The sequence below is a fragment of the Chitinophaga deserti genome (assembly GCF_003149455.1).
Taxonomy (GTDB): Bacteria; Bacteroidota; Bacteroidia; order Chitinophagales; family Chitinophagaceae; genus Chitinophaga; species Chitinophaga deserti.
This window is the reverse complement of record NZ_QFFK01000002.1, coordinates 285,984-306,076: the sequence shown is the minus strand read 5'-3', so window position 1 is coordinate 306,076 and position 20,093 is coordinate 285,984. Positions and strand designations below refer to the sequence as shown.

Annotated in this window: 21 protein-coding genes; 9 read left to right on the top strand and 12 right to left on the bottom strand. The window is 49.8% G+C overall.

Features of this window, described 5'->3' with window-relative positions:
* The first annotated feature begins 425 nt into the window (after positions 1–425).
* From DEV76_RS05270 to DEV76_RS26255, 4 genes are all read left to right on the top strand, one after another.
* Positions 426–815, top strand: a complete 390-nt coding sequence (locus tag DEV76_RS05270) for a hypothetical protein (RefSeq protein ID WP_198651950.1) — start codon at positions 426–428, stop codon at positions 813–815.
* 9 nt (positions 816–824) lie between these two features.
* A complete protein-coding gene (locus DEV76_RS05265) occupies positions 825–1,424 on the top strand; it encodes a YiiX family permuted papain-like enzyme (protein ID WP_109695841.1) in 600 nt (199 codons plus the stop codon).
* Positions 1,425–1,475: 51 nt separating this feature from the next.
* On the top strand, positions 1,476–2,177 hold the full coding sequence (locus DEV76_RS05260) for a DUF4377 domain-containing protein (RefSeq protein ID WP_157962726.1): 702 nt from the start codon (positions 1,476–1,478) through the stop codon (positions 2,175–2,177).
* 89 nt (positions 2,178–2,266) lie between these two features.
* Positions 2,267–2,398, top strand: a complete 132-nt coding sequence (locus DEV76_RS26255; RefSeq protein ID WP_262509823.1) for a hypothetical protein — start codon at positions 2,267–2,269, stop codon at positions 2,396–2,398.
* Positions 2,399–3,043: 645 nt separating this feature from the next.
* Here the strand turns inward: DEV76_RS26255 and DEV76_RS05255 are convergent.
* The 9 genes from DEV76_RS05255 to DEV76_RS05220 all read right to left on the bottom strand — a co-directional run bounded on the left by DEV76_RS05255 (position 3,044) and on the right by DEV76_RS05220 (position 9,852).
* Complete coding sequence (locus DEV76_RS05255) at positions 3,044–4,135, bottom strand: BamA/TamA family outer membrane protein (protein ID WP_198651949.1); 1,092 nt, start codon at positions 4,133–4,135, stop codon at positions 3,044–3,046.
* Between the two features lie 115 nt (positions 4,136–4,250).
* The gene (locus tag DEV76_RS05250; protein WP_109695836.1) at positions 4,251–4,754 is read right to left on the bottom strand and encodes a hypothetical protein; all 504 of its coding nucleotides are present in this window, start codon (positions 4,752–4,754) and stop codon (positions 4,251–4,253) included.
* Positions 4,717–5,061 (bottom strand): hypothetical protein, encoded by a 345-nt coding sequence (locus DEV76_RS25855; protein ID WP_157962725.1) that lies wholly within the window; start codon positions 5,059–5,061, stop codon positions 4,717–4,719. The genes DEV76_RS05250 and DEV76_RS25855 overlap by 38 nt, the downstream gene beginning before the upstream one ends.
* Positions 5,062–5,167: 106 nt before the next feature.
* Complete coding sequence (locus DEV76_RS05245; RefSeq protein ID WP_109695834.1) at positions 5,168–5,650, bottom strand: hypothetical protein; 483 nt, start codon at positions 5,648–5,650, stop codon at positions 5,168–5,170.
* Positions 5,651–5,653: 3 nt separating this feature from the next.
* Entirely contained in the window at positions 5,654–6,046 is a 393-nt protein-coding gene (locus tag DEV76_RS05240; RefSeq protein ID WP_109695832.1) for a hypothetical protein, read from the bottom strand.
* Positions 6,047–6,303: 257 nt separating this feature from the next.
* Positions 6,304–6,744 (bottom strand): hypothetical protein, encoded by a 441-nt coding sequence (locus DEV76_RS05235; protein ID WP_157962724.1) that lies wholly within the window; start codon positions 6,742–6,744, stop codon positions 6,304–6,306.
* Positions 6,745–7,071: 327 nt separating this feature from the next.
* Positions 7,072–7,758, bottom strand: coding sequence for an NUDIX hydrolase (locus DEV76_RS05230; protein ID WP_232826881.1), 687 nt, complete (start codon positions 7,756–7,758; stop codon positions 7,072–7,074).
* A 59-nt stretch (positions 7,759–7,817) separates the two neighbouring features.
* Positions 7,818–8,201 carry a hypothetical protein gene (locus DEV76_RS05225; protein ID WP_109695826.1) on the bottom strand — a complete coding sequence of 128 codons (384 nt, stop codon included), beginning with the start codon at positions 8,199–8,201 and terminating at the stop codon, positions 7,818–7,820.
* A gap of 22 nt (positions 8,202–8,223) precedes the next feature.
* Positions 8,224–9,852, bottom strand: a complete 1,629-nt coding sequence (locus DEV76_RS05220) for a M20/M25/M40 family metallo-hydrolase (RefSeq protein ID WP_198651948.1) — start codon at positions 9,850–9,852, stop codon at positions 8,224–8,226.
* A 161-nt stretch (positions 9,853–10,013) separates the two neighbouring features.
* Between DEV76_RS05220 and gcvT the strand changes: the two genes are divergently transcribed.
* From gcvT to DEV76_RS05205, 3 genes are all read left to right on the top strand, one after another.
* Entirely contained in the window at positions 10,014–11,102 is a 1,089-nt protein-coding gene (gene gcvT, locus DEV76_RS05215) for a glycine cleavage system aminomethyltransferase GcvT (RefSeq protein WP_109695822.1), read from the top strand.
* 85 nt (positions 11,103–11,187) lie between these two features.
* Positions 11,188–11,661, top strand: a complete 474-nt coding sequence (locus DEV76_RS05210; RefSeq protein ID WP_109695820.1) for an SRPBCC family protein — start codon at positions 11,188–11,190, stop codon at positions 11,659–11,661.
* 10 nt (positions 11,662–11,671) lie between these two features.
* The gene (locus DEV76_RS05205; protein ID WP_109695818.1) at positions 11,672–12,397 is read left to right on the top strand and encodes a 2-phosphosulfolactate phosphatase; all 726 of its coding nucleotides are present in this window, start codon (positions 11,672–11,674) and stop codon (positions 12,395–12,397) included.
* An 80-nt stretch (positions 12,398–12,477) separates the two neighbouring features.
* On the opposite strand, the gene DEV76_RS05200 is transcribed toward DEV76_RS05205, so the two are convergent.
* Positions 12,478–12,924: a DoxX family protein gene (locus DEV76_RS05200; protein WP_109695816.1), complete on the bottom strand. Its 447-nt coding sequence runs from the start codon at positions 12,922–12,924 to the stop codon at positions 12,478–12,480.
* 275 nt (positions 12,925–13,199) lie between these two features.
* Between DEV76_RS05200 and DEV76_RS05195 the strand changes: the two genes are divergently transcribed.
* On the top strand, positions 13,200–16,931 hold the full coding sequence (locus tag DEV76_RS05195) for a DEAD/DEAH box helicase (protein ID WP_109695814.1): 3,732 nt from the start codon (positions 13,200–13,202) through the stop codon (positions 16,929–16,931).
* Here DEV76_RS05195 and DEV76_RS05190 read toward each other — a convergent pair.
* On the bottom strand, positions 16,924–17,619 hold the full coding sequence (locus tag DEV76_RS05190) for a response regulator transcription factor (RefSeq protein ID WP_109695813.1): 696 nt from the start codon (positions 17,617–17,619) through the stop codon (positions 16,924–16,926). The genes DEV76_RS05195 and DEV76_RS05190 overlap by 8 nt on opposite strands.
* The gene (locus DEV76_RS05185; protein WP_198651947.1) at positions 17,616–19,115 is read right to left on the bottom strand and encodes a sensor histidine kinase; all 1,500 of its coding nucleotides are present in this window, start codon (positions 19,113–19,115) and stop codon (positions 17,616–17,618) included. Before DEV76_RS05185 ends, DEV76_RS05190 begins: the two co-directional genes overlap by 4 nt.
* 119 nt (positions 19,116–19,234) lie before the next feature.
* On the opposite strand from DEV76_RS05185, the gene DEV76_RS05180 reads away from it, so the two are divergent.
* Complete coding sequence (locus tag DEV76_RS05180; protein ID WP_109695809.1) at positions 19,235–20,083, top strand: hypothetical protein; 849 nt, start codon at positions 19,235–19,237, stop codon at positions 20,081–20,083.
* The last annotated feature ends 10 nt before the right edge of the window (positions 20,084–20,093 follow it).

The window sequence follows — 20,093 nt, the reverse complement described above, 5'->3', positions numbered from 1 at the left end:
CCGTAAAGTTTTTGTTAACGCATTGATTGTTAATAGGATGTAAAGCTGATTCTTTAGCTGTGCATAGTCTGGTCTTTCAATTCTTCATAGGATAGGTAGAGCTGGCTAGTTGTTCCGCGCAACAAACATATAAATAATGTATAAAGCGTAATTGTACGGACCTGAATTAATTTGAAGTGTTAAAGTTGTTTTTTGATGACGGGTTAATGTAGTTACTGTTGTATTTTTATTCTGTGGAATATGATGCTTGAATTCAATACATCCAGCTTATGTTCAAATCAATTCTTTTACCGGCCATTCTGTTAATTGCTGGTGCATGTGGCATTTCGCGGAAGGACGAATCAAAAAAGGTTTCTACGGCTTCCGGCGCAAATGCCCCTGTTGCATCTATTATTGATTCGGCAGATAACGTTACACCTGCAGAAATGGAAGCATTTTTTATCGTTGCTGATACCGGTTATAATTATCTGCAGCTCCAAAAGATTATGCTTCGCGCAGCAAAAAGACTTCAATGGCCAACAGATACGCTCGAACGCACCTGGATACCGGGCCGCGACAGCATTCTGCCGGTTAACCCGTCTCCAACCTTTTTCGGTGGAGGGTATTACCCGCGCACGTCCTTCGAAGAATGCTTCAGTATTGAATACTGGGACAGCCTTTCGGAAGATGAAAAGCCTGCGGATAACAAAATGGCTATTGTTGCAGGTGTGCACACCCGCCGGTCTGCAGCAGATGCTGCGCTTCACCGGATACGGATGCATTGCCCTAAAGCCTTTGTGGAGCCGGGTATTTTACTCACGCACGTCATTCATTAATATAAACACATGTACTTCCGCCTTCTTTTCATCTTCGCCCTCCTGCCCTTTTATGCCGCAACTGCCCAAAGCAACCTGCGTGAGGGTGATATCGTTTTTCAGGACAGTAAGTCTGCCCAATGTGAAGCCATCCGCCAAGCTACCGGCTCCGAATGGACGCATTGCGGCATCCTCTTCCTGTCTAACGAAAAATGGATGGTCCTGGAAGCCGTACAGCCAGTAAGCGTTACTACGCTTGAACTGTGGCGCCTCCGTAACCGGAAGAGCTTTGCCGTGAAGCGCCTCAAAGCAGCCGATTCCCTGCTTACATCTGCAGTTTTGCACAAAATGGGGGATGTTGGCGGAACTTATATGGGGAAGCGGTACGATATCTATTTCAACTGGACGGATACAGAAATTTATTGCTCAGAGCTGGTCTGGAAAATTTACCACGCAGTAGGGATCGACCTGTGCGCGCTTAAGCCGCTCCGATCTTATAATCTGCAGGCGCCCATTGTGAAATCGGTCATGAAGCAGCGGTATGGCAAAAACATTCCGCTGGAAGAGAAAATGGTGGCGCCGGGCGATTTGTTTAACAGCACCCTGCTGGTAAATGTCCCTATTCAGTAAGTAATATTCAACCCAATCCGCTTTCAGTTGTTATCGCATAAAATCATGTTCATGAAAACACATATCACCCTGCTTATGGCCGGAGCTCTTGCACTATCGGCCTGTCAGAACAGTGGAAAGCAGGCCTCGTCCGACACAACGGCTACTATTACAGAGCCCCTGGTTTTTGACGGGTACTATGAAGCCAGTTTGCCTGCAGCCTCCTCACCCGGCCGCCTCATTGGCCTGAAGCTGCGGCCCACCAATGATGCGCAGATGACCACCGATTACATGAATTATACACCTGAGATTGTGCAGATGGGCAACTGGAGCACGCTCGACAGTGGTAAAATACTGATCACCCTCGTAACTGTAGGTAGCGGTAACCCGCAAAAAGACTCCCTCATCTTCCGCCAGGATGGCGAAACGCTCGTGTACCTGGGAGATGATTATGGAACGGATGGGCTTACGCTCAAAAAGAAGGAAGCCCCTGCTCCTGCGGCTAAAGAGCTGATGGTTTGGGTAAAGTCGGAAGAGGAATGTGAAAACGGCCCCGGGTTCGGTAAAGTGAAATGCTACCAGGTGCAATATGGTGAGCGGAAAGATGATGCAGGTACCTGGGATAAACTGATGGGAGAAATTGAAGGATTCAAGTTTGAAAAGGGGAATGTCTATCACCTGAAAATCAGCCGTATCCCTCACGATCCGCCCCGGCAAGACGTTGGTGCGTATGCGTACAAGCTGGTGGAAACCGTGAAAAAGGAGAAATCCTAAGAGCTGATTCTTGTCATAAAAGGGTCTTGAAATTTTTAAAAACGGGGAATATGCCCTAACTTGCCGTCGAAATCTTAAAACTGTATATCATGTTGATGACTGTTTTCCTTAATTCCTTTTACGAGATCGGTAATAAGATCGGCCACTACGGCTGTTGGTTTTTCATCATCCTGTTTGGTCTGATGTTCCTGTATGCGATGGTGAAATACGTAAAACCGTAATTCCCCGGAAAAATTAAAAAGCTTACATACCTGGCAGCTTCCCGAAAGGGAGGCTGCCTTTTTGTTGGGTATAACTGAAGGAAAAACCTACGAAGCCGCCCACTCCCGGAAGTTATTTACTTAGAAAAAGGAAATCAGATGCCCTGATTAAGGATTGGGCCCAACCTGCCCGAACAGGTTCAAAGGAAGTGAATACCGAGTCTACACCGGGTGAAATCAGGGTATAAAGGCAGTCAATCGCGGGTATAAGGTGGTCATGAGGTGGACTTGATGCGGAAAAGTATTGTTAGATGTGGCTGGCTGATTAGTGAGAACAGGGAACCTTTGGCCTTTGGCAATAGGAGCCGGCCGGGACCCAGACTTTGCGTTTTTGTAGTATCTGAATTTACTAAAGATGTAACAGATGGGTAGCCCGGGTGTATTGGTGGATATTTAACGGGGTCTTATCTCATATTGCAGAATGCCGAAAGGCCATAGCTATCTGGCTGAATAATTTCATGAGTGACCTTCAATAGGGTTAGAAGATTTCTAAACTTGAAAGATTTCCAATTCCACCTGACCAGCCTGCAGGAAGCGCGTGCTGGTAAATACAAAATTCAATTATCGTACTAATTGTCAATGCTTTAGGAGTAACAGAAAAGAAGCTTAGAAGGCTTCTGCTATTGAGAGGTAGAAACCGCTTTGGCGTTTCTCCCCGGCTCTTTTCTCCCCTACCCCGTAATCCAGCCGGACAGTGAGCCTTGAGCTTTTATCATAGAACCAGCGGATGCCTGCGCCATAGTTAGGCTTGGGATTGATGTCGATATTCCGGTTGGAGAATACAGTGCCTGCACCTGCAAAGCCGGCCAAAGCAAATACAGGGTGCGCGTCAATAAACCAGAACCGGACCCGTATACCGGGGTCGAGGAAGTAGCGGTACTCGGCCTGGGCAGCCATATAATTCTTGTCGCGGTAGCGGCCCGTGTAGTAGCCCCGCATAATATTATCGTTCCCCATCTCCCCCATCATATAAAAAGGCACATCGCCCTGGGTGGATACGGCATAGCCGTTCAGCCCGAGTGTACTTTTCTTAGACAGCTGGAAGAAGTGGCTGGCCCGGCCCTCGAGGCGCCAGAGCGCCCGCGTGCTGAGGAAGTCTGGCGCCCAGGAAATGTTAAGGCGTACAAAGGAGCCTTTGGTGGTATAGTTCTGATTGTCGCGGTTGTCGAAGATGCCGGTAGCGCCGATGAAGGTGTAATATCCGCCCGTTTTATCGACGAGATCTGCCGTGGGGTACACGCCTTTTGGATCGTCGGAAGAATATTTGTCGTGCTGGAAGAGCAGGGACAGTCCGGCGTAAAAGTGGCGGCTCACCCGGCGCTCGGCTTCCGCGGAAACCTTGTAGCGCTTGTTACCTACGAGAGAGCGGTTATCGTAATGGGTGGTATCGCCAATGCCGTAGAAGTACAGGGGGAAATCGTGGTAGCGGAAGTTGGTACGGATGTGCCAGAGGTTATCGCGGGTCCAGTTTTCGAACCGGAGATCGAGCTTGAACTGGCTGTTGGTGGTAAAGGTGGTGAGTACGCTGGCAGAGGAGTTCCGGGTAAGCGGCGAGGGGTTCTTCTTATCGCCATAGTAGCTGTATAGGGCCACCACACCGAATTCGAAGCCTTTCTCCGGGGAATAACCCAGTACGGGAACCGGGAGGAAGGAGCGCTTCCTCGCAGCCAGCAGGGAATCTTCGGCTTTTGTTGCCAAATGAGGATCCTGGGCCTTGAGACCCGTGGCCAGTAAACACAAAGACAGGACGGATACAACTTTACGCATACGGCCGCAAGATGCAAAAAAAACGAACACCGCGGCGCAACCGCGTTTATTGTGCCTCTTCAGGACTTTTTTTGCCCCGGATGAAGCCGGCAATCAGATTAATGAGGAAAGCGATCTGGCCAAGTAGTAATATAACCAGTAGAACCGTGCCCCAACGCTGAACATTGTTATACCGTTCAAAATAGTCATCAGGTATGGAACCGGATACGGGTATGTTATTATCAGTGGTTAATAATGAAATCAGGAATGGGGCCACTAAGAAGCTGAGTACATGGAAATACTGTAATGCTTTCCATTGCCGGAGGTTCCGCGTCAGCCAGTATATCAGCGCAAATAGTAATAGTACAAGAGGCCCGGGAAATGCCCAGAGCGGCCAGGCAATTATGTAATAAGTATCATGAAGATGTGCGTCTATGGCCTCATTTGAATACACTAAACCCTTGGTTGCAAAGAAAGCTGCCATGATAATTAGCAATACTTCCGGACGGATGAGCCAATTGAGGAATTTCGAGTCATTCATTGCTTGTTTTTTTACCACGAACAATTCCATAAATGAGGGTACCTATAAAAGCAATTTGCCCCACTAAAAAGAATATCGCCAGCACCGCCGAGACTACCGGGAGGAGATTCATATACTGATCTATACAGGATTCACATCCCAACTTCAAATCCCAATCATTCAAAAAATAAAATTCATAGTGAATATCAGTATTTAACGGCGACCAGCAATAATATAACAATAGCAGCATAAAGCAACCAGCAATATGCACATATTGCCAGAAGCGGCTTTGGCGATAATTACGAGTCAGGTAGTAGATCCCTGCAACTGCCAGCGGGGCAAAAGCCCATATTAACATAGCAGCATCGTATGCCCCAGATACATCACAGATACATGTACCCAAATGGATAACAGGGCGAGCGATATAAGTAAACCCTCAGGCTTTATCAGCCATCGTAAACTACTCATGCATTTGCTTTAAATTCTTCTAAATACCCTGCCGCCCATTTGGCAATATATATTAACTGTCCAACTACAAATGCTATCAGTGCAAGCATCAGCAATGTATTCAAGAAGGATGTATAGAAAGGTAAGCCGGCCAGATAGAAAGACGGAGTTCCTGTAAAATACACAATGTTATATACAACGATCAGTCTGTACACCAGCAAGGGGGTAAGGAACAATGAAACCCCGCACACATAAGGCGCAATCCCCCATTGCGGGAAGCGCCTTGCCAGCCAGTAGCCCGCGGCGAAAAGCAAAGCCACTACAGCAAAGGGAGAATACCAGTTTTCAAAAACAATAGTAGTTACAAAGTTGGAATTGTTGCCCCGCAGGCGAAGGCCATGGCTTTCAAGCGACCAATGCTTCACCTGAAGAATAGCTGCGGTTAAAGTCAAAAGCCCTTCCGGCCGGAGGAGCATCCGGGATATATTCGTTCTGTTCATAGTTTAGTTTTTCGTGCCCCGCACAAATCCAATCACGAGGTTCAGGATAAATATGATGGTGCCGTATAACAGGCAATAGGTGAGAAGGAAATCATAATGCCCGTCTGGATTAAATGTAATCAAGGCCCCGGGTTGGATAATTGTAATTGCCACGCAAACTGCCATAGCAGCTATATGCAAGTATTGAAACACGCATGATTGCCTGTAGTTGCGTGTGAGGCTGTAGAACAGAGCCTGCAAGAGAAGCAGCATGGTTCCGGGGATGTAGTAAAACAACATCAATAATACAAAGGAGTGCCACGATAACAAATGCTCGTTGTCGATCAAGCCAATACTAAGCAGGAAAATGACGGCAAGCCATATATGGAACCGCCAGGGTAAAAGGAATTTGCGCATCTAAAGAGAGAATTGTGGCTTGATGTTTTTCATAGGTCAGGATATACGCTCTGCTACAGGAAAGTCTCACATTGTAAGATATGCCTGTTCGTTAGTTATCGTCTCTTTTATTAGTTACTAAGGACCGCTTTTTTAAGGCGGGCAGCAAAAATAGGGAAACGCAATAATCAGAGAATAATGCTGTGGAAAAGTAGCGCAGCCTGGAAATACCTATTTCCCGCAAATACTGGCTTTCGGAGGATGGGTGTGGATAATTATCAGCCCCTCCGCTCCTTCTGCAGCCCGCGAACCATTGCGGTCGTGAGCAGCGTAAAAAACGCCAGATGGCCTGCCAGCATGAGGAACTGCGCAATACATAACGCCACATGCGTAAACGGCGCTCTGGGAGCCAGGGGATCTTCGTTTATCCGTTCTATAAACCACATCAACAATGCAAAACAAAACCAGATCGCCACATGGAAACGTTGCGGCCATTTCCATAACAGGTTTTTCTCCGCCAGCTTGTAAAGGAAAGATTCGAATAGCAATGCCACGAACATATAATAATATACATGCGGCCAGTACAGGTGAAGTGGTGCTTCAGAAAAATAGGGTTCACGAGTAGCATAACTGCTTCCCCAGATAATGCAGGCAATGGCCAGCAAAAATAACTGTACCTGTGGCCGTGTAAAAATTTGAAAGATTCGGGATGTGGTCATGGATAGGGATTGAATATATCGGGATGTGTTTTACTAAAGATACATGTCAGCCACGCTTAATCTGGTGAGCGCCGTCATCAGGGGAAGTGATCCCGGCCCACAATTTTTCATGTCTGGTGCCCTGCATTTACTGTGCCCTTCTTCTTAAAATTCACCAGTTGGCCCTGATCCCCCTCATTTTCAACCAGTTTAGGTCATTTATACTGAAACCCAGTGTTGGTAAGGGTTTGGTATATAATCCTGTAATATGTACACAAAAGAAAGATATTTTGGATATTCTGAATATCTGTTTTGTGTTAAAATCCATTTAAATTGATAATGAATTTATTAGGAGAATATTTCCACCGGAGCGCCACTTTCCTTCAATTCCCTGAATTTGTCTCTGTTGAAGCTATATAATTGAGCAGGACGACCTTGTAAAGGATGCTTCAACTTCTCCGGACGGGCAGCCAGCAAACCGAGTCCGTTGATCTTTTTCTGAAAATTGCGGCGGTCTACCGAGCGGTCGTACACCCATTCGTATAACTTCTCCAGTTCCGAAACGGGGAACTTTTCGTCGAGCATTTCAAATGCCAGCGGTTCGGTATGCAGGCGAACGCGGAGGTGTTCTATGGCTGCGGCAACGATATCGGCATGGTCGAATGCGGTGGCGGGGAGCTCACGTACGGGATACCATCGGGATTCCTGGGTGCCCGTTCCCAGCACGATCTTACTGGACGAATGCCTTACAAGCGCCAGATGCGCCACGCAGAGTACGCGGCCACGGGGATCTCGATCGGGGTGCCCCCAGGTGCTCATTTGTTCAAGGTAATTGGCTTTGAGCCCGGTTTGTTCTTTCAGCTCGCGCAGCACACAGTCTTCCAGCGGCTCATCGTTACGGACGAACCCGCCGGGCAGGCCCCATTTAAATATATGTGGAGGAATGGTACGCTTGCTTAGCAGCACCATCATGCCTTCTTTAGAGGAGTACCGGAGTACAACGGCTTCTGCCGTTACCCGAATGTGTTGATGCATGGTCAGGGATTAGGATATTTCAAGGGTAGTATTATTGGCTTACTGTCTGATTTCCGTCGTTACTTTCCTTCGGCATAGTGCTCCACCTGCGCCGTGCCCTTGTGCAGGTTCACGAAGAAGGGATTCTGCTGCGGGTCGAACACGATGATGGCGTTAGACTCCCAGGCACTTTGCGCATCGGGCAGGATGATTTCTACCTGCAGGCCATTGGCGCGGCGGAACATAAGGCTGTCCTTTTCGATGAACTTTGCTGCAAAGCCGCGCCCGTTGAGAAACTGCACGATACTGTCTTTCTTCACGTTCACCGCGCTATCCTGTATGGGATGCTGGCGCAGCACATAGCACTTTTCGGTGATCACCTGGTAATTCGTGGTATCCGTACGCTCACGCGCCTGATTGCAAGATAATGCCAGCAGGGCTGAAGCTATAAATAAATAACGCATGTCGCAAGTTATAAAAACGGGCTTAAAATTGAATATCAAATACTTTCGCTTCGCTGCCTCGTTTCACCTTTACGGTGGTTTTGTCGCCCTTTTTGAATGTGGCCAGGGCATCGCGGTAGCTCATGGGGTCGCTTATGTAATGGTCACCCATTTGCACGATGACGTCTCCCGGGAGGATGCCCGCTTTCTTCGCCGGCCGGTTATCACTCACTAACTCTACCTTGGCGCCCTGGTTAAATGTATAATCGAGCATGATACCGAGCGTTACGGTAAAAGGCTTTTTATCGCCGCCCATGGGCTGCATATCGCGGGTTTTGGTGAAAGTAAGTTTGGGGCGGCTGTTGGTTTTCTCGACAATGCCGTAAACGAGTTTTACGATGGTAAGCTCTCCGTCGTAGTTGATCTTTTCGGCATCATCGCCTGGCTTGTGGTAGTCTCCATGGGTACCGGTGAAGAAAAACAACACAGGCACGTCTTTCACATAGAAGGAGGCATGATCGGAGGGTCCCAGTCCGGAGGAGTCGTAATTCACTTTCAGTCCTTTCGGGAGTGCGGCCGGCACCACTTCGCCCCATGAGGGCGAGGTTCCGTATCCGCCGATCTGCAGACCTTTATCGGCCGACAGCCGGCCCACCATGTCCATATTCACCATATAATTAACCTGCTGCATGGGCACAGGTCCTTTCTCCGCAAAGTATTTACTGCCAAAAAGGCCCAATTCCTCGCCCGAGAAGGCGACGAAGGCGTAGTTGGCATTTTTGAGTTTGGATTCTTTCAGCATCCGGGCCAGCTCCAGGAGGGCGGCGGTGCCGGAAGCATTATCATCTGCTCCGTTGTGGATGGCTTTTTCGTCGGGTGCCAAGGAGTTACGATCTTCCCCGTAGCCCAGGTGATCGTAATGCGCTCCTAAGATTACGGTAGCCGGGGCGCCATTATCAATATAACCGATCACGTTGGTACCGGTGCGTTTGGAAGGGGCCAGATCGGCCTGAAGATCGAGCTGGAAGCCGTTGGCATCGTCTGCCGAAAGGGTTTTGCTGCCCTCCGCTCCTACCCAGATGGCAGGGATGGCGAGTATTTCGGCCGGGAGATCGAGCCAGCGGGAAACGGTCTGAAGGTCTTCTCCACCATTGAAGAATACGATGCCGGTGGCGCCGCTTTCTTTGGCTTCTTTCGTTTTCTTCTGATAAAATTCGAGAGGGGAAGCATGTGGGTTTATCTCATCTTCCGAAGCTTTTACATCGATCAGCCACACGTTATCCACTTCATTTACGCCGGGGAGCACTTCTCCTTTGGCGCTTTTCCGGGCGCTGAAGGGCAGCGGGAGGAATTGAGTACCGGGTTTGAGGGGGTGCTGGTTGATGGAGAACCGGGCTTTAGGGCCGGCTTCCAGTCCTTCGCGGACGGTGAACTGCTGCAGGTAGCCATCGGAGCCTTTGGGGCTGAGGCCAATAGCCTGCATCTGTCCGGAAATGTAGGTGGCGGCCAGTTGTTCGCCCGGGGTGCCGGTCCGGCGGCCTTCGAGCTTGTCGGAGGCGAGGTAGGCTACATGTGCCTGGAGGTTGCCGAGGGTTTTTCGGTCGGCTTTTTTCTGTGGGTAAGCGGTGAGCGCCATACCCGCCAGGGGCAGGATGAGATAAAGCTTTTTCACTCCAACGGTATTTTGGGCAAAAATAAGACGAATAGCCGGGATGAACTCATTATTTATCATGGGATTGTCTGGCCCGGAGCCATCGGTTGGCCAATCCATAAATTATATGCTAAATTTGCCCGGCTCTGAACAGGGTTACAACAAAAACGAAAAAGCTGAACATGAAAAACACGCCATTTACACACAAGCACATTGCGCTGGGCGCCAAGATGGCCCCATTTGCCGGGTATAACATGCCTATTTCCTATACGGGTATCAACGACGAACATGCCGCCGTGCGCAACAGTGTAGGGGTATTTGACGTCAGCCACATGGGCGAATTCATCCTCAAAGGCGAGCATGCGCTCGACCTCATCCAGCGGGTAACCAGCAACGATGCCTCTAAGCTTACTGCCGGTAAAGCACAGTACTCCTGCCTCCCTAATGAAGATGGCGGTATTGTAGACGACCTGCTCGTGTATTGCATCGAGGAAAACAAAACTTACATGCTGGTAGTAAACGCCAGCAATATTGAGAAAGACTGGAACTGGATCAGCAAGTTCAACACGAAGAATGTTGATATGGAGAACATTTCCGACAAAACCTGTCTGCTCGCCATCCAGGGCCCTAACGCTACCAGCGTGCTGCAGACCCTTACCGACAAGGATATCGTAAATCTGAAATATTACACCTTCGTGAAAGGCACTTTCGCTGGTGTGGATAATGTGCTGATCAGCGCTACCGGGTACACCGGTGCCGGCGGTGCGGAAATTTACTTTGAAGATAAAGACGGCGCGGCAGATAAGATCTGGGATGCCATTTTTGCTGCCGGAGCTTCTAATAATATTAAACCTGTAGGCCTCGGCGCCCGCGATACCCTGCGCCTCGAAATGGGCTTCTGCCTCTACGGTAATGATATCGACGACCGTACCAGCCCCATGGAAGCCGGCCTGGGATGGATCACCAAGTTCACGAAAGACTTCCCCTCCCGCGCTATTTTCGAAAAGCAGAAAGCTGAAGGACTGCAGCAGAAACTGGTTGGATTTGAGATGGTAGACAAAGGCATTCCCCGTCATGACTACGAAATCAAGGATGCAGCAGGTAATGTGATTGGCAGGGTAACCTCCGGAACACAATCGCCCTCCCTCCAGAAAGCGGTAGGACTCGGATATGTAAAAACAGGGTTTGCAGCATTGGATTCCGATATCTATATTGCTGTGCGTGACAAGGCGCTGAAGGCAAAAGTGGTAAAAGTGCCCTTCCTCGGATAATTCCCGCGGAAGGCATACCAATCCGGCCCGGCGCAGCGTTACTGCAACAACCATAAGACCATATCTTTAAAATTGTATAACCGCTATGCCAAGTATTCATCTGACCACGGTCATTCATGCACCGTTGCTACGGGTCTTCGACCTTAGCCGGAGCATCACCCTGCACAAGCGCAGTATGGCGCATCTTAAGGAAGAAGCTATACGGGGGCGGACCAACGGGCTGATAGAATACGATGAAACGGTGACCTGGCGCGCAAAGCACCTGGCCAAAACCCGGGAGCTCACCACCAGGATCACCTCCATGCAGAAGCCGGGTTTTTTCTGTGATGAAATGGAACAGGGAGACTTCACGCACATGAAGCACGAACATTTCTTCAAAGAAATCGAGAATGGAACGGTGATGATCGATATTATGGAATTCGGGACGCCATACGGTGTATTCGGGAAATGGTTCGAGAAGTTATACCTGAGGAAATACATGCGCCGTTTGCTGGAACAACGCAATCAAATCATCAAGGAATACGCAGAGAGCGAAAAGTGGCGTGTGATCCTTGATTAAATAAAGAAGAATGAGCGAGACTACTAAACCCAGGCTTGAAGTATGCCTGTCGCCCGCACTGCTGCACCTGTTCGATGTTAAGAACAGTATTGTGGTGATCATTGATGTATTGCGGGCCACTTCTACTATCTGTACTGCATTGCACAACGGTGCCGCTAAAGTGATACCGGTAGCCACGGTAGAAGAATGTGTGAACATCGGCCGCCAGCTCAACGCCATTACTGCGGGTGAGCGCGACGGTAAGATCGCTGAAGGGCTGCTGCACGGCAATTCCCCTTTCGAGTACCCGGTAGAGTTTATTGAAGGTAAAGTACTGGTACTGACTACAACGAATGGTACCAAACTGCTGCATATGGCGAAAGACGCGGTGCAGATCATTACCGGATCGTTCCCGAATATTTCTTCCGTTTGCGAATACCTCATTTCCCAGGGGCAGAATGTGATCTTGGGATGTGCTGCCTGGAAAGACAGGGTGAATATGGAGGATACGCTGTTTGCCGGAGCTGTGGTGAGCCGCATCAAGGAACATTTCGATGTAAACTGCGACTCTGCACTGGCTGCCGAAACACTGTACCATAGCGCGAAGGGCGATCTTTTCGGATTCATGAAGAAGGCCTCGCACTTCCAGCGCCTGGCCCGCTATGGACTGGAAGAAGATATCCGCTTCTGCCTTACGCCAGACGGAGCCAATGTGCTGCCTATCCTGCAGAACGGCGAGCTGATCAAAGAGAAATAATTGCTAATAAGCATACACGTAAAAGGGTGAGTTTCATAATGAAAACTCACCCTTTTTGGTTGGTACCGGTTTAATGACAGTTATGCCAGTGCGCCGGATTGTTTCTTTTGCGCCAGGTAATTATCTACTGACCAGTTGGTGGCTCCGTTCAATGTGAAACTGAGGGTGATCAGCAATGCCATCAGCGGGGAGGATACATCTGCCAGTCCGCTGCCGGTATTGGCTTTCAGGATTACCGCCACGATCATGGTAAGCACGAGCGAGAGGGAAGCCCAGCGGGTGAAGAGGCCGATGGCCAGTAGAAGGCCGCCAGCGAATTCAGCAATGGAAGCCATTAAACCCCAGAACGTTGGAGCGAAGGAAATACCAAGGAAGTTCATGGAACCGCCGATCATGGTCCATAATTCAGCACCTCCGGAGAGCTTTTGCCATCCGAAAATAAAGAACAGTACGCCTACGCCCACGCGAAGAATTGTGAGGCCCCAGTTAAGGCCTTTAGAATCGTTGATAGAAAGGGTGTTTCCCATAGAATTATTTTATACAAAAGTACACCGCAGACCCCCCGGTACTCAATGGATATTTTTTCATTTGAGGTGTACATTTTTTTGTGATATGGCCGGATTAAGGACCGTTTCAGCCTTTCATTTCGATTTTTTTTGCTTACTTTTGTGGATTGCCTTTTTATGAGCCGTCATTGTACAGATCAGTGTAAGTTTTAACAGAAGAATCGAGTGTAGAACCAGGCAGCGCCAAATGTCTCATAACCCCGGCTTATACAAAAGGAGGCAATCACAAGAAAAGCATGTCGCTACCCCACTTATTAAAATATGTATATAATAACGGCACTGACGAGGTGATCCGGAGGGGGAAACGCATATTCGCCACCGGCGGTGTAGAACTGCTGGAAGGTGATCCGGTATTGCGCTCCGCTTCTTTCCGGGTAAAGAGCGATACACATGCCAACTACTATAAAGTAACCATCAGTAAATATAACGAGCCGGCTACCATGAGCGTGCGCTGCCAATGCCCCTATAACCTGGGAGACATTTGCCGCCACGAAGCCGCCGCCCTTTTCCAGCTCCAGGAAATGCTGGACAGAAATCATTTCGACGCTTTCGATACACAATACGATCAGCAGCATACATTGATCAAAATGAAGTCGATAGACCTCAAGACCATCAAACTGCTGACATCCAATCATATTATCTCTGAGGCCGACCGCATCCTGCGTAAAACACAGGCTGTTATCAAATCCGCCAAAGACGAAAAAGTAGAAGCCGAACTAAAAGCTGACGGGAAGAAGTATCCCCTAATCCTGCAGCGCAACGAAGAGCGTAACTTTGATACGCATTGCACCTGTGATGAGCATGAGCATCCGCTCTGTATTCACAAGACTGCATTATTCCTGCAGCTCCTCACTGCCCACGGCCCTTTCTATTTTGATACGCTCCGTAACTGGGATAAAGAAAAGAACAAGCTCCTTTCCTCTTACGGTTATTCCCTCAGCGATGCCCTGGAGGGCAAATTCGCCTTCTCCTACCTCAACGGTAAACCCTTCCTGCGCGTACTGGACCCCACCATTAAAAAGGTGGAAACAGTGGCCGCTACTAAAATGGATACCCCTGAGCCGGAAGAAACGCTCACCGTTACACGGCGTTTGGGCGTGGTGCTCAATGCCAACGATAAACTGTTCCCCTACTTCCAGATGGAACTGGTGAGCGGCGATGCCAACGAGGAAGAAACCGAATTCGTTTCACTGGTTAACCGGATAGATCTTGGTAAGTATGTGGACTTTTACCTTTTCAAGGAAAGAGACCGCGACCTGATCTCACCCGTCCGTAAGCTGCAGCATAGCGAAGTCAATAAGTATCTCAATAAGAATTCTCCTTTCGCAGGTATCTGGGAAAACATCATGCACGAAAGCGAATCGGGCCTGCCCATGGAAACCATGGAACTCATCGTGGAATACCTACAGCCCAAGCTGGCCAAGCTGTTCCCGATGCTTGCAGAGCACCGCCTCGTATTTATCCTGCGCGACGGGCAGCCGTTCAAAACCAAGAACCTCCAGCAGCTGCAGGTATCAGGTGATCCCCTGAAGCCTTACTTCAAAGCGGGTAACGCCGGCGATCATGTGGAAGTAACTGCCTGGGTGGATATTGAAGGCGAATCCGTAAACGTATCGGCCAACCAGTGGGCCAGCCCATTGTTGTTCCTTTATAACAATACCATCCATTACTTCGCGAATCCTAAAGATTCCATTCACCTGCTGCAATACCAGGAGAATAATTCCCTCCGCGTCCGGAGCGAAGAATGGCAGGATTTTCTGAAAGAAGCCATCCTCCCGCTGGGTAAGGATTACGCCGTGCAATACGACGCATCCCTGCTGGCAGAGGTAGACGATATTATTCCCGAATGCCGTGTGTACCTCAAGGAAATGGGGGAAACATTCGTTATCCAGCCTGCCTTCTCCTATCATGGGCACGATGTGGAGTGGAACGATGAAACGCGCATTACCGTTCAGGAAGGCAGCAAAGTACTGGTCATCCACCGGAACAAGGAAGCGGAAGATAACTTCGTGAACCGCATCCGCGCACTGCATACCAACTTCGCCATTAACAGCAACTACAACTATTTCTTCCTCCGTGCCAAAGAAGCGCTCAAGAACAACTGGTTCTTCCTCTTCTTCGACGCCCTGAAGGAAATGGACGTCCGCGTGTTTGGCTTCGAGCAGCTGCGCAACTTCAGGTTCTCTGCTTCCAAACCCGTTACCAATCTGCAGATCAGTTCCGGTATAGACTGGTTTGACGCGCAGGTGGAAGTAGTGTATGGCGATCAGAAAGTAGGCATCCGTGATATCAAACGGGCGCTGGCTAATAAACAGAATTACGTACAGCTGGCAGATGGTTCTCTCGGACTGCTGCCGGAAGAATGGCTGAAGAAATATTCCCTCCTCTTTAAAATAGGGGAAGAAAAAGATAAAGGCGCCGGCCTCAAACTGAGCAAGTACAACTTCTCAGTGATCGATGAGCTGTATGAGTTCATTGATGATGATGCCGTACTCGCAGAGCTGGACGAAAAGCGGCGTAAACTGCTGAAGTTTGATGAGATCCGTAACCAGCCCCTGCCGGCCAACCTGAAAGCAAACCTTCGCCCTTACCAGGAAAGCGGCTTCCAGTGGCTCAATTACCTTGATGAGGTGAAGTGGGGAGGTATATTGGCGGATGATATGGGTCTTGGTAAAACCGTACAGGCCCTCACCTTCATCCAGCATTATAAAAACACGCACGATAAAGCTACCATGCTGGTGGTTTGCCCCACCACGCTGATCTATAACTGGGAGAACGAGATCAAGAAGTTCACGCCGGAAATCACTTATCATATCCACCACGGTCCTGCCCGCCTCCGTATTTCGGAAGAGCTGGGAGCCTTCGATATCATCATCACCACCTACGGCACGCTCCGCAGTGATGTGCAGCTGCTCATGAAGATCGATTTCGACTATGTGATACTTGATGAATCGCAGGCGATCAAGAACCCCCAGTCTAAAGTAACCAAAGCAGCCCAGTTGCTCAATACCCGCAACAGGATAGCGCTTTCGGGTACGCCCATGCAGAACAACACTTTCGATATCTACGCGCAGATGAACTTCCTCAACCCGGGGATGCTCGGCAGTGTAGACTTCTTCCGTAATGAATTTGCCACACCTATCGATAAGTTCCAGGATCAGGAAAGGAAAGATCACCTCAAGAAGCTCATCTATCCTTTCATACTCCGCAGAACAAAAGAACAGGTGGCAAAAGACCTGCCGGAGAAGATCGAAACGGTTATCTTCTGCGAAATGGATCCGGAGCAGCGCCATATTTACGACGCTTACCGCAACTCCTACCGCTCTAAGATATTGGGTGTGATAGAAGATCAGGGTATGGAACGCAGCCAGCTTACCATTCTGCAGGGGCTTATGAAGCTCCGCCAGATATGCGACTCACCCGCTATCCTCAATGAAACAGAGAAATATCCCAACCACTCCGTGAAGCTCCATGAGCTTACGCGTGAGATCTCTGAGAATATCAGTAACCACAAAGTACTGGTGTTCAGCCAGTTCCTTGGTATGCTGGGCCTTATTAAAGACAGGCTCGCGCACCAGAAGATCCCTTATGAGTATTTCGACGGCTCTACTTCCACTATGGACAGGGAGCGCGCCATCCAGAACTTCCAGAACAATGAGGAGTGCCGCGTATTCCTTATTTCCCTGAAAGCAGGTGGTGTGGGTCTTAACCTCACGGCGGCAGACTATGTTTATATCGTGGACCCCTGGTGGAACCCCGCGGTGGAACAACAGGCTATCGACCGTACGCACCGTATCGGGCAAACGAAGAACATCTTCGCTTACCGAATGATCTGTAAAGACACGGTGGAGGAGAAAATCCTGGAACTGCAGGAACGGAAGAAATCGCTGGTGAAAGACATTATTGCCGACGATACCGGGTTCATCAAGAAGCTCACCAAAGAAGACGTGCTCTACCTCTTCAGCTAATCAACTTATACCCAACCCCACGGATATTGACGATCTGAATCTTAGGATCCTCTTTCAGATACCTGCGCAGTTTAGTGATGAACACATCCATGCTGCGTGCGTTGAAGAAGTTATCGTCGCCCCAGAGGTCGAGCAATACGGGGCGGCGCTCCATCACCTGATTTTTATGACGGCATAATCTCAACAGCACTTCAGATTCGCGGTGCGACAGGTACTCCGTGTACCCGTTGCGGGTGAGGGTTTGTTTGGGTGCGCTGAATACGAACTGGCCGATGATGATCTCATCCGCCTCCGGAGGCATTGGTGCCGCCTGTCCGTTGAAACGAGCCAGCAGCGAGCGTATGCGGACGATGAGCTCGTCCATACTGAAAGGCTTTTTCAGGTAATCGTTCCCGCCGAGTTCGAAGCCCTTTACCACATCGGCCGTCTGGGATTTGGCGGTGAGGAAAATAATGGGGATCTGCTTATCGGTTTTGCGGATCTCTGCCGCGAGGGTGAAGCCATCCATGCGTGGCATCATAACATCCAGCACAATCACATCAGGCTTTTGCTGGCGGAAGAGGCGCAGGCCTTCCTCCCCGTCTGTAGCCGTGAGCATGCGGAAACCGCGAGTTTCAAGACTGTCTTTAACGATCTGAGCAAGCTGCCATTCGTCTTCTATCAGTAATATCGTTGGCTGTTGGTTCATGCTGCGGGTATTTCCAGTTGAAACTCGCTGCCCTTATCGGGTTCGCTTTTTACTTTGATGGTACCGCCATGCTTTTCTGCGATCTTCTTCACATAACTCAGGCCCAGCCCGAATCCTTTTACATTATGCAGATTGCCCGAAGGTACACGGAAGAATTTCTCGAACACATTATGCTGATACGCATGGGGGATGCCGATGCCATTATCTTTCACGGTGATGCGCACCCATCCCGGCCGGCGTACCACCTGTATGGTTATTTCAACATGGTCGTGCGAATATTTGATAGCATTATCCACCAGGTTGTTGATGGCATGGGAAAGATGGGTGGGATCGGCCTGGATGAGCGGGTCGGATAATAGTGTGTACGTGAAATCAGTTTTCTTGGAGGATTTAAGGCGATGGTTGGAAATGATATCGGCGATGATATCATTCAGGTCTGTGGTTTCTATCTGGAGGGCTACGTCTTCCTTTTCTTCTGCGGCGATATGGAGCACTTTCTCCACGAGGTCGCCCAGGCGCTGGAGTTCCTGGCGGGAAATACGGAGGTAGGTAGCGGTTTTATTCGGATCGTCGAGGGCGTTGAAACGTTCCAGCGCCTCTACTGCTGCAGACACTGTGGCAATCGGGGTCTTCAGCTCATGGGTCATGTTATTGATAAAATCGTTCCTTACTTCGGAGAGCCTTTTCTGCCGGAGGATGGTGCGGAGCATATACAGGAACGAGCATACGGTGAGCAGGAGTAAAACGGCAGAAGCGGTGAGGCTCCCGGTCATTTTACCTAAAATGAATGGCATGGGGCTTTCGAACTCTGCGGATACAAATACGTTGTTGACAGGATTAAAGGGGATTACGCCCGTGCGGAGGGGCGACTTTTTAAAGCTCAGCGTTTTTGCCGGCACAGCCTTCAGGGTATCGAGGCGGAAGTTGGTAAAGATGCCCCGGTTAACGAGCTCTGCGCGGTAAAGGCTGTCCAGCTGATCGATGGTGAGGGTGTTGCGGTAAAAGTTCCTGCGTACGAGCACATCGGATATCTGGCGGGAAAGGGTATCGGTAAGGCGTTTTACATTGGTATCTCTGCGGAGCATGCGGTATCGCACGTTGCCATCGGCGCCGGCTTCCACAAATTCTTCCATGGCGGTAGCGGGAACTCCGGGAGCTGCAGTTACGATGCCTTTACGTATCATGGTGCCGCCGGCGATACCGACGTTTACAGAGTCTCCCTCAAAATGTTCCACATGCACCGGCAGGGCGGCAACAGCAGGAGTACTGTCTGCAGTAGTATTGAACGTGAAACTGAATTTAGCCTGGCCGAGTACTTTACCGGCATCCCCGAACTGTTTGTGAAAAACTGCAGTACGGAGGGCTTCGTTGGTATCGCGCTGGAATTCCTGCAGCCGTATCTGGTACGACTGGTACAGCCAGTACCCTTGCAGGGCCAGGATGCCGATGATACAGGCAGACATGAGTACGAGGATGTTTCTGATACGGTGGCGCATGGGTGTAAAGCTATTCATTCTGCCCCAACGGCCGTGAATCGCTTAACACTAATTAACAAACGTTATGAGTGGTTAACCCTCCGGGCGGCCTTACTGCGTCATCTTTACAGAAAAAAGCCATGAAAACGATCGTACTACTGGCGGCGGGCCTTACTTTCTCCGCTGCCGCAATGGCGCAGCAGCCATCCGGAGTGATTGAATATGAGGTGAATTCGAAACTGGAAGCGGGTCAGTTCAGGATGGTGATGCGTGGGGCCGACGGGTCGGTTACCTCCAGCAACACGCCCCCGCCCGATATGCCGAACCTCATTACCACCACCCAGACGTTCACCTTTGCCGGGGGGCTCGGCCGGCTGGAAATGGAGAACGGGGGTAATATGATACGCCGGATGACCCTGGGGGCTCCGGGAGGCGGAGGGGAAGCCGCTTTTGCGGCTACTGCGGTTGCCGCAGGAGGCCCCGGACCGCAAATGAGCGACCGGTCATCATCACTGCGCCTGCCTGTCAGTAATGCCACGTATATTGACCTTATAAATAAAAGGTTCCTTTCGGTGCTTACCGAGCGGAAGGATTCTGCCGTTACCGGCGTATGGTATTCTGAAGAACCGTACAAGCCCGCGGCAGAAATAAAAACGAGCGGAAAAACGAAAACGATTGCCGGATACCGCTGCCACCGTGCAACGGCCAACGTAGGCGAGGAATCTTTTGTAATCTGGTATACGACAGATATACCCATGTTGTTTTCTCCCGTAAACGGAGTGTGGCCCCCCGAAGGTGTGGTGCTGGCACTGGAAAGCAGCAAACGGTCGTATACAGCGAAGAAAGTAGAACTGAAACCCGTAGCAGATGCGCCACAACTGCCCGGTGACGCGCAAAAACTAACGGCACAGGAATTAAAAGACAAACAACGGTCCATCATGCAGGCATTTCACAATGAACAGCTGAAGCGGATCCAGGACACAGAGTAAAACCCAGTTA

Bases quoted from the DNA above. Each gene is read 5' to 3' on its own strand.
- DEV76_RS05205 (WP_109695818.1), top strand. From the start codon at position 11,672: ATGAGCGAGACTACTAAACCCAGGCTTGAAGTATGCCTGTCGCCCGCA.
- DEV76_RS05240 (WP_109695832.1), bottom strand. From the start codon at position 6,046: ATGCGCAAATTCCTTTTACCCTGGCGGTTCCATATATGGCTTGCCGTC.
- DEV76_RS05265 (WP_109695841.1), top strand. From the start codon at position 825: ATGTACTTCCGCCTTCTTTTCATCTTCGCCCTCCTGCCCTTTTATGCC.
- gcvT (WP_109695822.1), top strand. From the start codon at position 10,014: ATGAAAAACACGCCATTTACACACAAGCACATTGCGCTGGGCGCCAAG.
- DEV76_RS25855 (WP_157962725.1), bottom strand. From the start codon at position 5,061: ATGTTAATATGGGCTTTTGCCCCGCTGGCAGTTGCAGGGATCTACTAC.
- DEV76_RS05195 (WP_109695814.1), top strand. From the start codon at position 13,200: ATGTCGCTACCCCACTTATTAAAATATGTATATAATAACGGCACTGAC.
- DEV76_RS05180 (WP_109695809.1), top strand. From the start codon at position 19,235: ATGAAAACGATCGTACTACTGGCGGCGGGCCTTACTTTCTCCGCTGCC.
- DEV76_RS26255 (WP_262509823.1), top strand. From the start codon at position 2,267: ATGTTGATGACTGTTTTCCTTAATTCCTTTTACGAGATCGGTAATAAG.
- DEV76_RS05250 (WP_109695836.1), bottom strand. From the start codon at position 4,754: ATGGAATTGTTCGTGGTAAAAAAACAAGCAATGAATGACTCGAAATTC.
- DEV76_RS05245 (WP_109695834.1), bottom strand. From the start codon at position 5,650: ATGAACAGAACGAATATATCCCGGATGCTCCTCCGGCCGGAAGGGCTT.
- DEV76_RS05235 (WP_157962724.1), bottom strand. From the start codon at position 6,744: ATGACCACATCCCGAATCTTTCAAATTTTTACACGGCCACAGGTACAG.
- DEV76_RS05230 (WP_232826881.1), bottom strand. From the start codon at position 7,758: ATGCATCAACACATTCGGGTAACGGCAGAAGCCGTTGTACTCCGGTAC.
- DEV76_RS05200 (WP_109695816.1), bottom strand. From the start codon at position 12,924: ATGGGAAACACCCTTTCTATCAACGATTCTAAAGGCCTTAACTGGGGC.
- DEV76_RS05185 (WP_198651947.1), bottom strand. From the start codon at position 19,115: ATGCGCCACCGTATCAGAAACATCCTCGTACTCATGTCTGCCTGTATC.
- DEV76_RS05210 (WP_109695820.1), top strand. From the start codon at position 11,188: ATGCCAAGTATTCATCTGACCACGGTCATTCATGCACCGTTGCTACGG.
- DEV76_RS05260 (WP_157962726.1), top strand. From the start codon at position 1,476: ATGAAAACACATATCACCCTGCTTATGGCCGGAGCTCTTGCACTATCG.
- DEV76_RS05270 (WP_198651950.1), top strand. From the start codon at position 426: ATGGAAGCATTTTTTATCGTTGCTGATACCGGTTATAATTATCTGCAG.
- DEV76_RS05190 (WP_109695813.1), bottom strand. From the start codon at position 17,619: ATGAACCAACAGCCAACGATATTACTGATAGAAGACGAATGGCAGCTT.
- DEV76_RS05225 (WP_109695826.1), bottom strand. From the start codon at position 8,201: ATGCGTTATTTATTTATAGCTTCAGCCCTGCTGGCATTATCTTGCAAT.